Here is a 14,065-nt window from a genome sequence, read left to right as displayed (position 1 = left end):
CTGCGCCGCACCTTAGCTATGACAGCCTATCCTAGGCACACATAAGCCCTCCCCCCTCCCCCCCCCCGCCCCCCCCCTCCCCCCCCCCTTCCCCCCCCCCCCCCCCCCCCCCCCCCCCACCTTCGATTCAGCACCGGCGGGAGTGCCGGAGACAGGGAAGGACCCATGCGACAGGTACTGAGCCGACAGGTACTGGGCAAGGGGGTGCTCACGGCGGCGGCCGCCTCGAGCCTGCTGTCGATCGCGACCGGCGCGGCCTGCGCGCACCCGGCGGCGATGGCCGAAGCCTCGCATTCACCGGGCGTGCTGTCCGGCAACAGCATCTCGGCACCGATCACCCTCTCGCCGAACGTGTGCGGCAACAGTGTGGACGGCGGAGCAGCGCTCAACCCCTCGTTCGGGAACACGTGCGCCACCACGACCGGTTCGGACGCACACCACGCCGACCACGACTACGGGCGCTACCTCAGTCCCGAGAACGCCGAGGTCTTCGAGCGCTACCTCGAGGAGCGCCGGGGAGGCCGGCACGCGCTGCCGGAGCAGCGCCGGCAGGAGCCCCGTCACGAGGAGTCCCGCCGGCCGGGGCCGCGGCACGCGGCACCCCGCCACGAGGAGTCCCGCGACGAGGGCGGCCACGGCGGATCGGACGAGGGCGACCGGAGCCACGGCGCACCGGCCGACCACCGCGATCACCGCGGACCGGCCGACCACGGCGACCACCGCGATCAGGTCGGACCGCGCGGGCAGGGAAGTCACCGCGGTCCGGACGAGGAGAAGTGCGACGACCACCCGCACGCCCTCCCGGCGCCGGCGCCCGAGGCCCACCACGCGCCCCCGGCACCCGAACGGCCGCAGCCGCGGCCCGTCCCCCACCCGGCTCCCGAGCCCGTCCCGGTCGCGGAGACGCCCGCTCCGCCGCAGCCCGCGCCGGAGCCCGTCCCCGCTCCGGTGACCCTCCCGGCCCCGGTGGCGGAGACACCCGTGACGCTTCCCGCTCCGGTCGCGGAGGCGCCCCGACCGCTCCCGGCTCCCGCTCCCGTCGCCGAGGAAGCGCCCGTCCCCGCCCCGCCGCACGGCAGCCAGTTCGTGGAGCACCCGGCCCCGGCGCCCGCTCCCGAGGTCGTCCGTCCCGCCGACCAGCCGCCGGCCGCCCCCGCCGGCGACCTCCCCGTCCACCTGGCGCCGGCACCGGCACCGGCGCCGGCTCCCGTCCCCGCGGCGCCGGTCCCGGCCGCGCCCGTCCCCGCACCCGCCCCGGCGCACGTGTCGGCGCCGGCGCTCGCCGAGACCGGGGCGGGACAGCCCGCCGCCGCGGCGGCCCTCGCCTCGGCACTGATCCTGGGCGGCGCCATTCTGTACCGGAGGTCCCGTATCTCCTGACCGGCAATACCGGTAATCGGAAGAAATATCGGCCGGAGAATCCCCGACGGGTTCTCCGGCCGCTGCCGTACGCGTTTCCGGAGCGGCGGGAAATCGTTACCAGGGCGAAAGCGGCGCGACGGTCGCCACTGATCCATCTGTCCACGAAAGAAGAGGATTTCGATAATGAAGCTCACGAAGGTCGCCGCGGTCATCGCCGGCTCCGTTGCCGCGCTCGGCGCCTCCGCTCCCGCCTTCGCTGCCGACGCGCCGGCGGCGATGCCCCCCACGAGCCTGACGGGCGGGGCCACCGAGACGTTCAACTCGCTCGCCCCGGTCACCGAGTCGCTCCCGCAGACCCTGGGCAACGGGCTGGCCGAGCAGGGCGAGACCGTCACCCAGGTCGTGGACACCGCCCAGCGCGTCAACCAGGTCCGCAACAATGCGCCGGGCGAGGTGCTCGAGGTCGCGAACGGTCTCACGAAGGCGTCCCCGCTCCTCGGCGGCGTGCAGCTCAACGGCGGGGCGCACTGAGCCGCTCGGCTCGCTTCCCCGGACAAACCGCTGTGGGCGCCACCGGCCGAGGCCGGTGGCGCCCACAGTCAGGTGTGCGACAGACGTCAGTCGTTGACGCAGACGTTGCCGAACGCGGGGTTCAGCGCAGCGATCACGTTCACGGTGTTGCCGCAGACGTTGACCGGAACGTGAACCGGGACCTGGACCAGGTTGCCCGAGAGGACACCGGGGGAGCCCACGGCCGCGCCCTCGGCCGACGAGTCGGCCATGGCGGAGCCGGCGGCACCGGCCGCAGCGAGACCGGCGGAGGCCAGGACCAGGGCGGCCTTCTTGGCAGAGTTCATGGGAAGTGCACCTTCTGTTCGATGTTCTGCCCCGACGCGGGGCTCACACCGAGCGAAACGGTTCAGACTCCCGGACGACACGGCCTCGCATGTAATCAGACCTGTTCAGCTCAATAGTCGTAACCATGCGCGGTTTTCCGGCCGTCCTCCGCCACCCTGCCTCCCCGCTACGGGAGGCCGGGGCCCTCCGGCACGATCTCCACCGGCGTCAGGACCGGGTTGACCGGTGCCGGGGCCGGCTTGGCCGGGACCGCCGGCTTGGCCGGGACCGCCGGCTTGGCCGGGACCGCCGGCTTGGCCGGGACCGCCGGCTTGGCCGGGACCGCCGGCTTGGCCGGGACCGCCGGCTTGGCGACGGGCGCCGCCGGCTTGGAGACAGGTGCCGCCGGCTTGGAGACGGGGATCTCGGGGATCTCGGGAATCTCGGGGATCTCGGGGATCTCGGGAATCTCCGGGATCTCGGGGACGGTGGGGATCGGCAGCGACGGGATCGACGGGATCGACGGGAGGTTCGGCAGCGTCGGCAGCTGGATCGGCGGGAGCGTGACCCCCGGCAGCAGGTTCTGGAGGGACTTGAGGAGTCCGTCCAGGGTCGCGGTGATCCCCGCGAGGAGGTCGTCGAGCGGGCCGGCCGCCGCCACGCGGCGGTCGATCTGCTGCTGGGCGGCCGCCACTCGTTTCCTGGCGGCGGCTGCCGCGTCACCGTCCGCGGCGCCCGCGGGGGCGGCCGCGCCGGTGAGTATGACGACGGCGAGGGCCGACGGGACGAGGACGCGGCTGCGGAACGGCTTCGTGCGGTGCATAGGGGTTCCTTCGGTGGTCGCACAGAGGCGGACCCGAGCGATCCGCTTCCTTACCCACCGTGGGAACACCCTGCACGGAGCGCAACCGGAGGGTGTGGGATCCCGGTCGACTGTGCGGGCTGCGTACGGGCTTCGCGCATGCGTCCGCAGGACGCTCACCCGGGGTGGGGAAAACCTCGAGCCGAGCGGGCCGTTCGAGTGAAGCCGCGGAACCAACCCCCCGGCAGGGCAGTTGACCAGGACGCTCCACTAGCGGGCACTCGTGCGACAAAAGGACCAATGATGCTCAAGAAGATCATGACTGCTGCCGCGGTCACCGCCGCCGCCGTCGGCGCGGGCGCTGCTGTTGCCGCCCCGGCCATGGCCATCGGCAACGACAACGGGGTCACCACCATCAACGGGAACGGTGCCTCCCAGATCTACGGCAACCAGAAGACCGCGGGCGACCTGAGCCCGCAGCTCAGCCTGGTCCAGGGCACGCTCAACAAGCCCTGCATCGGCCTGCCGGCCAAGGTCAACGCGCAGTCGCTCCTCGCGCTCATCAACGTCGGCGTCCAGGACATCCCGGTCCTGTCCAACCCGATGAACCAGCAGTGCACCGAGAACTCCACCCAGGCCAAGGGCGACGAGCCGCTCTCCCACATCCTGGACAACATCCCGGTCCTGTCGGGCAACGGCGCCCTCGGCAGCTGATCTCCGCTCCCCTGACTTTTGCGGTACGGGCCCACCCCGCCCGTGGAGCGATGTGACGAGGGCCCCGGCAGCCTCCAGCTGCCGGGGCCCTCGCGCGTGCCGGGCCGTCACCCGGTCCAGAACTCCCACCACCGGGTGAGGATCAGCATCCCGATCACTCCGATGTGCAGGGCGGGCGGGGCCCAGCCGAACTCGGTGAAGAAGGTCCGCACCGGGCCGGGTGCGGGCAGGGCGCGGGTGCGGACGTTGTACGCGGTGACCGCCCAGAACATCAGCAGGGTGGCCACCCAGGTCAGACAGCACCACAGGCAGAGCGCGTTGATCTCGTACAGGGACTGCGCCATCAGCCAGCTGCAGAAGCCGACTCCGAAGACGGTGCCGGCGTTCAGTCCCAGCCAGAACCAGCCGCGGTAGCGGGCGCCGGCCAGCAGGCCCGCGCCGACGCACACGACCGCCCCGTACGCGACCAGTCCCAGCAGGGGGTTGGGGAAGCCGAAGGCCGCCGCCTGGTCGCTCTGCATGACGCTGCCGCAGGAGACCACGGGGTTGAGGCTGCAGGCGGGCTTGAAGTCCGGGTCCTCCAGCAGCAGGAACTTGTCGAGGGTGATCACCCACGAGGCCAGCACCCCGGCGGCCCCGGTCAGTACCAGCAGCCAGGCCAACGCCCGTGGGGTGGCGGCCGGTTCGTCCTCGTGTCGACTGTGGGGCCGCCCCTGCTGGCGGGGAAGGCCCACTGTTTTCGTTGCCATACGGCCCATGTTCCCCCGCTCCGGCACAGACCCGGGCGAACCATGCGCATCCCTGCGCAAGTTGACCTGAAGGGGTGGGGGAACCCCGGATGCTTCCCGGACGTTTTACCGAACCCCGGACGTGATGTCAGAGCCAGGGGCTACGTTGAGCTTCCGCGAAGTCACTAGCTGCGACGGCCTGGAGACCCACCTTGAGCGATCCGTACGAGACAACCGAGGCGCACCTCGAGCGACTCCTGGGCCGCGCCCTCAACTCCTTCGACCTGCCGGACCGGTTGGTCGAGCGCCTCGGTACGGCGCTCGCCCACAGCTCTTCCCTGTACACCACCCACCACAGCCCGGCGGCGGGGCGGTGGAGGGAAACCCACCGGCACACGTACCTGCTGTCCGACGGCGGTTCGGCCTCCCTGTGGGAGTTGGTGTACCGGCTGGAGGGCGACCGGACGATCCGGCACGAGGTCTTCGTGAGCAAGGCGGAGACCTGCCTGGCCGTGGCCCGGCTGTTCGGCGACGCCCCGGCGGAGGCCGCGTTCGACCCGGAGCTGGACCCGGCGTTCGCCGCTGCCGAGGAGGAGCCGGACACCGAGGTGGCGGTGCTGAGCGCGCTGTTCGCGGCCGGTGCGCCGGCGCACCGGCACCGGGAGTATGCGGTGGGGGAGTCCGCCGACCACGCGCGCAGGGTGCTGCGGCGCGCGGAGAACCCTGACCGGCCGGGCGAGCGGACGGCGCTGCTGCTGAGATCGGCGTACGCGCACCAGATCACCCAGGCGTTCGGCACCCGGCCGTGCCGGGCGGACGGGCGGAGTGCCGGATTCAGCCTGTACGAGCACTCGTTCGTGCTGCTGGACGGGAGCGAGGTCAGCCTGTGGGAGGTCGAGCACACGGCGACGCCGGACGGGCGGCACATGTGCGAGGTGTACGAGAGCGAGGCGGCCGCCCGCGGGGCGATGGAGCTCCGCGCGCGGGTGAGGTGACGCCGCTTCAGCGCCGGTTCACGGCGTGGCGGGGGCGGACAGGCGGAGGTCCGGGGGCGGGTTCTCGGTGACGCGGACCGCCTCGGGGCGCAGGTCCGCGGGGACCGGCATGGCGCTGCCGGGGAGCTGGACCGCGGCGGCGCCGTGGGCCAGGGCCGAGGCGAGGGCCCCGGGGCCGGTCCCGCCCGCGATCAGGAAGCCGGCGAGCGAGGCGTCGCCCGCTCCGACGTCGCTGCGGACGGCGGCCACCGGCGCGGTGCCGTGGAAGGTGCCCTCGGCGCTCACCAGGAGCTGACCGTCCGCGCCGAGCGAGGCGAGCACCGCGCCCGCGCCGCGGGCGCGGAGCTCCTGGGCGGCCCGGGCGACCTCGCCCAGGGTGGCCAGCGGGCGGCCGACGGCCTCGGCGAGTTCCGCTGTGTTGGGCTTGATCAGGTCCGGGCGGGCCTGCAGTGCGGCGGTCAGCGCCCGGCCCGAGGTGTCCAGCGCGACCTTGGCGCCGGCCTCGCGGGCCCGGGCGACCAGGTCGGCGTACCACTCGGTTGCCAGGCCGCGCGGGAGGCTGCCGCAGGCCGCGATCCAGGCCGGTTCTCCGGCCTCGGTACGGACGGTCTCCAGCAGGAGGGCGGATTCCTCCGGGGTGAGTTCGGGACCGGGCGCGTTGATCTTGGTGAGGGTGCCGTCCGGTTCGACGAGCGAGATGTTCGACCGGGTCTGCCCGGCGACCGTCACCGCGGTCACGTCCACACCCTGTGCACCCAGCATTTCGGCGATCAGCGCGCCCGAGACGCCGCCGAGCGGGAGGACCGCCGTCGTGAGGACTCCCGCGGCGGCCACCGCGCGGGAGACGTTGACCCCCTTGCCTCCGGGGTCGACGCGGTCGCCGGTGGCGCGCAGCACGGCGCCGCGGACCAGCGAGGGGACCTCGTACGTCCGGTCGAGGGAGGGGTTCGGGGTGACGGTGAGGATCATACGAGCACGACCTCTGCGGATCACGCGCCCACCGTACGCCGGTTCCGCAGCAAACCAAAGCAAACGGGCATGTCCGCCAACAGAAGCGGACATGCCCGTCAGGGGGGAGCGGTGCGGGCCTACCCGGCGGGGACGGCCTCCGGAGCGGCCGAGGCCTCGGCCTGCCTGCCGCCCTCGCGCTGCTCCATCGGGACCGACTTGCGCGGCAGCACGAACATCACCCCGAAGATCACGATCATCACGGCCACGATCCACCACAGCGCGCCGTGGAAGGCGTCGACGTACGGCGGGCCGAAGACGCGGTCGTCGTCCATCAGCCCGAAGAAGACGACGGAGGTGAGTCCGAGGCCCAGCGCGTTGCCCATCTGGCCGGTGGTGTTGATCAGGCCGGACGCGGAGCCGGCGTGCTCGCGGGGCACCTCGGACAGCACGGTGTCGTTCAGCGGGGCGACGATCAGCCCCATGCCGATGCCCATGAGGATCAGCGGTGCGGCCATCTGCCAGGAGGCGATCTCCATGCCGTAGCGCTGCGCCTCCCAGATGTAGAGGAGGATGCCTCCGGCCATGATCAGCGCGCCCGCCTGCAGCACCTTGCGGCCGAAGCGCGGTACGAGCTTCCCTACGGACATGCCCGCGGCGGCCGAGACGGCGAGGGAGAACGGGATGCCGGTGGCGCCGGCCTTCAGGGCGCTCCAGCCGAGGCCCATCTGCATGTACATCGTCCAGACCAGGAAGAAGATGCCGGTCGCGATGCCGAAGGTCAGCTGGACGGCGATGCCGCCCGCGAAGCTCTTGACCTTGAAGAGGGAGAGCTCCACCAGCGGGGAGCCGTCCTTGCGGATCTTGTACTTCTCGTACGCGATGAAGCCGGCGAAGACGAAGGGCGAGGCGATCATGCAGACGAAGCCCCAGACCGGCCAGTCGTTCTCACGGCCGTGCGTGAGGGGGAAGATCAGCATGACCAGGGCGAGGGTGGCCAGCACGACACCGACCACGTCGAGGCGCAGGGCCTTGGGGGCCTTGGACTCGGTGATGAACTTGCGGCCCAGGATCACGCCGGCGATGCCGACCGGCAGGTTGATCAGGAAGATCGGGCGCCATTCGAGACCGAGGAGGTTCCACTCGGTGAGCAGGGCGCCGAGCATCGGGCCGGAGACGGCGCCGAGGCCGACGATCGCGCCGAACATGCCGAAGACCTTGCCGCGCTCGTGGGGCGGGAAGGTCACGTGGATGATCGCCAGCACCTGCGGGACCATCAGCGACGCCATGGCGCCCTGGAGGATGCGGGAGGCGACGAGCATGTCGGGGTTGGCGGCGATGCCGCAGAGCAGCGAGGCGGCGGTGAAGCCTGCGATGCCGATGAGGAAGAGGCGCTTGCGCCCGTAGATGTCACCGAGACGACCGCCGGTGATCAGGCCGGCGGCGAAGGCGAGCGCGTAACCGGCGGTGATCCACTGGATCGCGCTGGTGGAGGCGCCGAAGTCCTCGCGCATGCGGGGTATCGCGATGTTGACGATCGTGACGTCGACCAGGTCCATGAAGGCTGCGGTCATCACGATGGCGAGCGCCAGCCAGCGGCGGCGGTCGGCGTGCGAGCTGGAGGCTGCTTCGTCGTGGACGAGGTCGTTCCGCTCTTCTTGTACGGGCCCGTTCTCTCTCTCGGGCGCTGTCTTGGACGTCTCGGTGCTCATGGAGAGAAACCTAGACGGCATGTAGGTCAGTTGGTGTCCTATTTCACTGGCAACCTGGATTGCATGACGGACACCCCGGCACGGCTGCTCACCCTGCTCTCCCTCCTCCAGACCCCGCGCGAATGGCCCGGGAGCGAGCTGGCGGAACGGCTGCGGGTGAGCGCGAGGACGATCCGGCGCGACATCGAACGGCTGCGGGAGCTCGGGTACCCGGTGGAGGCCACGCTGGGTGCGGAGGGCGGGTACCGGCTGGTGGCGGGGGCCGCGATGCCGCCGCTGCTGCTCGACGACGAGGAGGCGGTGGCGATCGCGGTGGGCCTGCGGGCGGGCGCCGGGCATGCGATCGAGGGGGTGGAGGAGGCCTCCGTACGGGCCCTCGCGAAGCTGGAACAGGTCCTGCCGGGGCGGCTGCGGCGCCGGGTGGGCGCGCTGCAGTCGGCCACGATCGCGGTGACCCGCGGGGACGGGGCCAGCGTGGACCCGCGGACGCTGACGACGATGGCGTCGGCGGTGGCGGGGCCGGAGCGGCTGCGGTTCGCGTACCGGGCGCGGGACGGGGCGGATTCGCGGCGGCTGGTGGAGCCGTACCGGCTGGTGAGCACGGGGAGCCGGTGGTACCTGGTGGCGTACGACCTGGACCGGGAGGACTGGCGGACGTTCCGGGTGGACCGGGTGGCGGAGCCGTTCGCGACGGGCGCGCGGTTCACTCCGCGGGAGCTGCCGATGGAGGCGGCGGAGTTCGTACGGCGCGGGCTGCGGGGCGGCGAGACGTACGCGGTGGAGGCCTCCTTCGCGGGCCCGGCGGAGGCGCTGCCGGGGTGGCTGCGAGCCGATGCCGAATCCGAGGGCGGGGGCTGCCGGGTGCGGTTCCCGAGCGCGGACTCCCCGGAGTGGGTGGCGGCCCGCCTGGCCCTGGTCGGCATCCCCTTCACGGTCCACGCCCCGGAGACCTTGGCGGCGGCGGCCCGTGCGCTGGCGGCGCGCCTGACCTCGGCGACGGCGCCGTAGCCGGAGCCGGGGGGCTCGACCGCCACCGCGGGGGCAGAAAGCTCGACCGCCGCCGCAGGGGCAGAAAAGGGAGCCCCCGGCGTCTGGGGGGGTAGACGCCGAGGGCTCGTTCGAGGGGGCTTCGCGCGGGCCGGGTCAGGCCACTGCGTCGAAGCCCGTGTCGCGGGCCATGCGCTTCAGCTCGAGGAGCGCGTGCTTCTCGATCTGGCGGATCCGCTCCCGCGTCAGGCCGTGCTGCTTGCCGACCTCCGTCAGCGTCCGCTCGCGGCCGTCGTCGATGCCGTACCGCATCTTGATGATCGACGCCGTGCGCTGGTCCAGCTTGCCCAGCAGGTCCTCCAGCTCCTCGCTGCGCAGGAGCGACAGGACGGACTGCTCCGGGGAGATCGCGGAGGTGTCCTCGAGGAGGTCGCCGAACTGCGTCTCGCCCTCGTCGTCCACGGACATGTTCAGGCTGACCGGGTCGCGCGCCCAGTCCAGGACGTCGCCGACGCGCTTCTCCGTGGAGTCCAGCTCGGCGGCGATCTCCGCGTGGTCCGGGTCCCGGCCGTTCTCCCGGTTGAACTCCCGCTGGATCCGGCGGATCCGGCCGAGCTCCTCGACCAGGTGGACGGGGAGGCGGATGGTGCGGGACTGGTCGGCGATGGAGCGGGTGATGGCCTGGCGGATCCACCACGTGGCGTACGTGGAGAACTTGAAGCCCTTGGCGTAGTCGAACTTCTCGACGGCGCGGACCAGGCCGGCGTTGCCCTCCTGGATCAGGTCGAGCAGGGGCAGGCCGCTGCGCGGGTAGCGGCGGGCGACGGCCACGACCAGGCGGAGGTTGGAGCGGATGAAGATCTCCTTGGCGCGCTCTCCCTCGGCCGCCAGGGCTTCCAGCTCCTCGCGCGACGGCGTCTCGCCCTCGCGCTCCGTCTCGCCGTCGAGGATCTGCTGGGCGTACACGCCCGCCTCGATGATCTGCGAGAGCTCCACTTCCTTGGCCGCGTCGAGCAGCGGGGTACGCGCGATCTCGTCCAGGTACATGCCCACCAGGTCGCGGTCGGCGATCTCCCCGCCCACAGCGCGGGCGCTGCCCCTGGACTGACGACGGGCGACGGCGCGGGTTGCCATGCGTGCTCCCTTGCAATGTGTTAGGTCGCGGTGCGGCTGTGGAACGCGGCTCCGCGTCCCTGGACACTCTCCCGAGTGCCCGCTTCCGAAGGAAACAACGACTGGAATCGGGACAGAATTCCCACGCGATCCCTCTTTATCGAGATCTTGCAGTATCCTGCCCCGCCGCCCTCGCGCAGGGGACGGGCGGGATGCCGTCAGAGCTCGAAGAGGTGCAGGTCAGGCCCACGTTCGAGGCCGGCCCGGAAGCCTTCGCCGACCCGTACGGGCGCCGCGTCCGTGAGACCACCGTCACACGCCGCGACAGTGCCGCGCTGCACTCCAACCCTGAAGACGGCCCTCGCCGGTTTCCGGTTGCCTGGACAACCGGGCCATTCCTAGCCGAACTGGACCGACCGCTTCGAAAGACCCATCCAGAAGCCGTCGACCGCGTCGGAGCGGCGGGCGAGGTCGCCTGCGGCGTCCGCGGCGCCGAGGGTGACGAAGAGCGGGGCGAAGTGCTCCGTACGGGGGTGGGCGAGGCTACCCGCCGGGGCTTTGGCCTCGAAGTCCAGCAGCGCGTCGATGTCGGACGCGGCCAGCGCCTCGCGGCCCCACGCGTCGAACTCCGCCGACCAGCACGGGACGCCGGGCCCCGTGTGGCGCAGCGCGGCCAGGTTGTGCGTGAAGAAGCCGCTGCCGACGATCAGGACGCCCTCGTCGCGCAGGGGCGCCAGCTTGCGGCCGATGTCCATCAGGCGGCGCGGGTCCAGCGTGGGCAGGGAGATCTGCAGGACGGGTATGTCCGCTTCCGGGAACATCTCCACGAGCGGGACGTACGCGCCGTGGTCGAGGCCGCGGTCCGGGATGTCCTGGACGGGGGTGCCGGGGGCGTGCAGGAGGGCCCGGACGGAGGCGGCGAGCGCGGGGGCGCCGGGGGCGTCGTAGCGGACCCCGTAGTAGTGCTCGGGGAAGCCCCAGAAGTCGTACACGAGGGGGACCCGCTCCGTGGCGCCGAGGGCGAGCGGGGCCTCCTCCCAGTGCGCGGAGACCATCAGGATCGCGCGGGGGCGGGGCAGCGCGGCAGACCAGGCGGCGAGCTCGCCCGGCCAGACCGGGTCGTCGGCGAGCGGCGGAGCGCCGTGGCTCAGGTAGAGCGCCGGCATGCGGGCCGGGGATTCGGCGGGGGTCGGGATGGTCGTCACGGGGCGCTCCTCGTTCGTCAGCACGGGGCCGGACACAAGACTAACCCCGTGTCGTTCAAATTTGAACGACACGGGGTCGGCAGTCATTCCCGGGGTTCCCCGAGCCGCGTCAGTGGGCGATCACCGGGACCTTCACCTCGGCGTCGGCGCCCGCGCCGTCACCGGAGGCGACGGGGCCGCCGGCGCCCGGACGGCCGGTGTTGATCAGCGTCAGGGCGATGGTCGCGCTGGCGACGAGGATGCCGACCGCCCACCAGATGGCGCTGGAGTAGCCCTCCACCATCGCCTGGGCCTGGATCAGCTTCGCCGCCGGACCGCCCGCCGCGGCCTCGGCCGCGTGGTCGGTCAGGTACGCGGTGGTCGCCGAGGCGGCGATCGTGTTCAGCAGGGCGGTGCCGATCGCGCCGCCCACCTGCTGCGAGGTGTTGACCATGGCGGAGGCGACACCGGCGTCGGCCGGGTTCACCCCGTGCGTCGCCAGGGACATGGCCGGCATGAACGCCGTGCCCATGCCGAGGCCCAGCAGCAGCTGCGCCGGCAGGATCAGCGCCGGGTACGAGGACCCGACCTCGAGCTGGGTCAGCATCAGCATGCCGAGGCCGGCGACCAGGAAGCCCGGGCCCATCAGCAGGCGCGGCGGGACGCGGGTCATCAGGCGGGCGCCGATCTGCGTTGAGCCCGTGATCATGCCCGCGATCATCGGCAGGAAGGCGAAGCCGGTCTTGACCGGCGAGAAGCCCTTCACGACCTGGAGGTAGTACGTCAGGAAGAGGAACAGGCCGAACATCGCGATGACGGCCAGGCCCAGGGAGAGGTAGACACCGCCGCGGTTGCGCTCCAGCAGGACGCGCAGCGGCAGCAGCGGGGACTTCACGCGGGACTCGACGAACACGAAGGCCGCGAGGAGCGCCGCCGAGCCGACGAACATGGCCACGGTGACCGCGTCGGACCAGCCGGCCGACTCGGCGCGGGTGAAGCCGTAGACCAGCGCGACGAGGCCGAGCGTGGACAGGACCACACCGGGGATGTCGAGCGGCGCGCGGTTGCGGCCGCCGGCCGGCTCACGGATGACCAGCCAGGCACCCACGGCCGCGGCGATCGCGAACGGGATGTTGACGAAGAAGGTCCAGCGCCAGTTCAGGTACTCGGTGAGGAAGCCGCCGAGGATCAGGCCCACGGCGCCACCGCCGCCGGCGATCGCACCGTAGATGCCGAAGGCCTTGGCGCGCTCCTTGGCGTCGGTGAACATGACGGCCAGCAGGGAGAGCGCAGCCGGGGCGAGCAGTGCGCCGAAGGCACCCTGGAGGGCGCGGGCGCCCAGCATCATCGCCTCGCCGTTGGCGGCGCCGCCGAGCGCGGAGGCCAGGGCGAAGCCGATGAGACCGACGATGAAGGCGTTCTTGCGGCCCCACTTGTCGGCGATGCGTCCGCCGAAGAGGAGCAGCCCGCCGAAGGCCAGCGCGTACGCGGTGATGACCCACTGGCGGTTGCCGTCGGAGATGCCGAGGTCGGTCTGGGCGGACGGGAGGGCGATGTTCACGATGGTCGCGTCGAGGACGACCATCAGCTGCGCCAGGGCTATGAAGACGAGTGCCTTCCAGCGACTGGGATCGGCAGCCGGCGCGAGGGTCGCGGCCGTTTTTGGCATGGGGATACCCATTTCGTATGCGGAATGACTGAAAAAATACGTTTGAAATGTTTAAGGCGGGTTTACGACGCTAGCGGGCCCGACCCGGGGCGTCACATGGTTTTCTGCCTCAGGTCCTCGAGGGTGGCCGCCGAGCCGGGCAGCTCGGAGCGGGCCGGGGCCCGCAACCCGTCCAGGAACAGCTGGAGATGGCGGTGGACGAACCCCTCCACCTCGGTGCAGCTGATGCCCGGCAGGGGTCGGCTGAGCTGGGAGAGGGCGACCATCAGGTCGCCGACGCCGATGTCCGTGCGGATCAGCCCGGCCTCCTGGCCGGCCGTCACCAGGGCCTCGACGGCTTCCGCCAAGGCCTCGCGGGCCGCCACCAGTTCGGGGTGCTCGCCGTCGAAGTCCCCGGCGAGCATGGGGCACAGGGCCCCGATCCGCTCGTCCGCGGCGGCGTGCGTGAAGCGGCACAGCGCGGCGAAGGCGTCGGGCTCCTCGGCGAGCGAGTCCTCGGCCTGGGCCGTGACCCGGTCCATGACGAAGAGCACGACGTGGTGGACGAGGGCGGCCCGGTCGGGGAAGTGCCGGTAGAGCGTGGCGTTGCCGATGCCCGCGCGGCGGGCGACCTCGTCGAACGGCGCACCCGAGCCCAGCTCAACGAGCACCTCGCGCGCCGCCACCAGGATCCGCTCGCGGTTGCGGACGGCGTCCGCACGCGGACGCGGGACGGGCCTGGGAGCGCGCTCCGCGGGCGTCCGGTCGTCGCCCGACAGGCCCGTGCCCGACAGGCCCACGGCCGCCTCCGGGGCGGCCGGGGCCGCCGCGAGGGTGGTGGAGCGCTTCATTCGAGGCCTCCCTGGGCCTGGGACTCGTACCCGCGCCCTCAAACGGGGAGCTGGTCCCCGCTTTGCGGGACTCCCGTACAAACGGGGATTGCGTCCCCGGTTATTTCACCCTCATGTGTGACCTGAGTCACAGATCGGTTCCCGTTCGGACGCACCCGACGCGCGGGCGCGCCGCGCCCGACAG

General features: G+C 72.1%; 14 protein-coding genes. 5 read left to right on the top strand and 9 right to left on the bottom strand.

The genetic code is table 11. The annotated features are described in order from the left end of the window. Positions 1–165: 165 nt before the first annotated feature. Together ACZ49B_RS36710 and ACZ49B_RS36705 are read left to right on the top strand one after the other, a co-directional pair. On the top strand, positions 166–1,380 hold the full coding sequence (locus ACZ49B_RS36710; protein WP_468314996.1) for a chaplin: 1,215 nt from the start codon (positions 166–168) through the stop codon (positions 1,378–1,380). 165 nt (positions 1,381–1,545) lie between these two features. Beyond that, complete coding sequence (locus ACZ49B_RS36705) at positions 1,546–1,893, top strand: hypothetical protein (protein WP_468314993.1); 348 nt, start codon at positions 1,546–1,548, stop codon at positions 1,891–1,893. Between the two features lie 86 nt (positions 1,894–1,979). On the opposite strand, the gene ACZ49B_RS36700 is transcribed toward ACZ49B_RS36705, so the two are convergent. Together ACZ49B_RS36700 and ACZ49B_RS36695 are read right to left on the bottom strand one after the other, a co-directional pair. After that, positions 1,980–2,219, bottom strand: coding sequence for a chaplin (locus ACZ49B_RS36700; protein WP_133897779.1), 240 nt, complete (start codon positions 2,217–2,219; stop codon positions 1,980–1,982). Between the two features lie 167 nt (positions 2,220–2,386). Then, entirely contained in the window at positions 2,387–3,022 is a 636-nt protein-coding gene (locus ACZ49B_RS36695; RefSeq protein ID WP_468314990.1) for a hypothetical protein, read from the bottom strand. A gap of 282 nt (positions 3,023–3,304) precedes the next feature. Between ACZ49B_RS36695 and ACZ49B_RS36690 the strand changes: the two genes are divergently transcribed. Next, complete coding sequence (locus tag ACZ49B_RS36690; protein WP_468315004.1) at positions 3,305–3,715, top strand: rodlin; 411 nt, start codon at positions 3,305–3,307, stop codon at positions 3,713–3,715. A 107-nt stretch (positions 3,716–3,822) separates the two neighbouring features. Here the strand turns inward: ACZ49B_RS36690 and ACZ49B_RS36685 are convergent, their stop codons facing one another. Continuing rightward, positions 3,823–4,464 carry a vitamin K epoxide reductase family protein gene (locus ACZ49B_RS36685; RefSeq protein ID WP_468314987.1) on the bottom strand — a complete coding sequence of 214 codons (642 nt, stop codon included), beginning with the start codon at positions 4,462–4,464 and terminating at the stop codon, positions 3,823–3,825. 191 nt (positions 4,465–4,655) lie between these two features. On the opposite strand from ACZ49B_RS36685, the gene ACZ49B_RS36680 reads away from it, so the two are divergent. Then, a complete protein-coding gene (locus ACZ49B_RS36680; RefSeq protein ID WP_468314984.1) occupies positions 4,656–5,438 on the top strand; it encodes a DUF6227 family protein in 783 nt (260 codons plus the stop codon). A gap of 18 nt (positions 5,439–5,456) precedes the next feature. On the opposite strand, the gene pfkB is transcribed toward ACZ49B_RS36680, so the two are convergent. Both pfkB and ACZ49B_RS36670 read right to left on the bottom strand, forming a co-directional pair. Next, a complete protein-coding gene (pfkB, locus tag ACZ49B_RS36675; RefSeq protein ID WP_468314981.1) occupies positions 5,457–6,407 on the bottom strand; it encodes a 1-phosphofructokinase in 951 nt (316 codons plus the stop codon). A gap of 119 nt (positions 6,408–6,526) precedes the next feature. Next, entirely contained in the window at positions 6,527–8,098 is a 1,572-nt protein-coding gene (locus ACZ49B_RS36670) for an MFS transporter (RefSeq protein WP_468314978.1), read from the bottom strand. A gap of 63 nt (positions 8,099–8,161) precedes the next feature. Between ACZ49B_RS36670 and ACZ49B_RS36665 the strand changes: the two genes are divergently transcribed. After that, positions 8,162–9,106: a helix-turn-helix transcriptional regulator gene (locus ACZ49B_RS36665; RefSeq protein ID WP_468314975.1), complete on the top strand. Its 945-nt coding sequence runs from the start codon at positions 8,162–8,164 to the stop codon at positions 9,104–9,106. 135 nt (positions 9,107–9,241) lie between these two features. Here ACZ49B_RS36665 and ACZ49B_RS36660 read toward each other — a convergent pair whose 3' ends face one another. From ACZ49B_RS36660 to ACZ49B_RS36645, 4 genes are all read right to left on the bottom strand, one after another. Continuing rightward, positions 9,242–10,219, bottom strand: a complete 978-nt coding sequence (locus ACZ49B_RS36660) for a sigma-70 family RNA polymerase sigma factor (protein WP_468314973.1) — start codon at positions 10,217–10,219, stop codon at positions 9,242–9,244. A gap of 377 nt (positions 10,220–10,596) precedes the next feature. After that, entirely contained in the window at positions 10,597–11,364 is a 768-nt protein-coding gene (locus tag ACZ49B_RS36655; protein ID WP_468315002.1) for a dioxygenase family protein, read from the bottom strand. Positions 11,365–11,512: 148 nt separating this feature from the next. Beyond that, positions 11,513–13,051 (bottom strand): MFS transporter, encoded by a 1,539-nt coding sequence (locus tag ACZ49B_RS36650; RefSeq protein ID WP_468314970.1) that lies wholly within the window; start codon positions 13,049–13,051, stop codon positions 11,513–11,515. Positions 13,052–13,143: 92 nt separating this feature from the next. Next, positions 13,144–13,881: a TetR/AcrR family transcriptional regulator gene (locus ACZ49B_RS36645; protein WP_468314967.1), complete on the bottom strand. Its 738-nt coding sequence runs from the start codon at positions 13,879–13,881 to the stop codon at positions 13,144–13,146. Positions 13,882–14,065: the final 184 nt, after the last annotated feature.

The organism is Streptomyces sp. NPDC031132 (assembly GCF_055570595.1).
The sequence above is the reverse complement of the archived record's forward strand: the minus strand, read 5'-3'. Positions and strand labels throughout refer to the sequence as shown.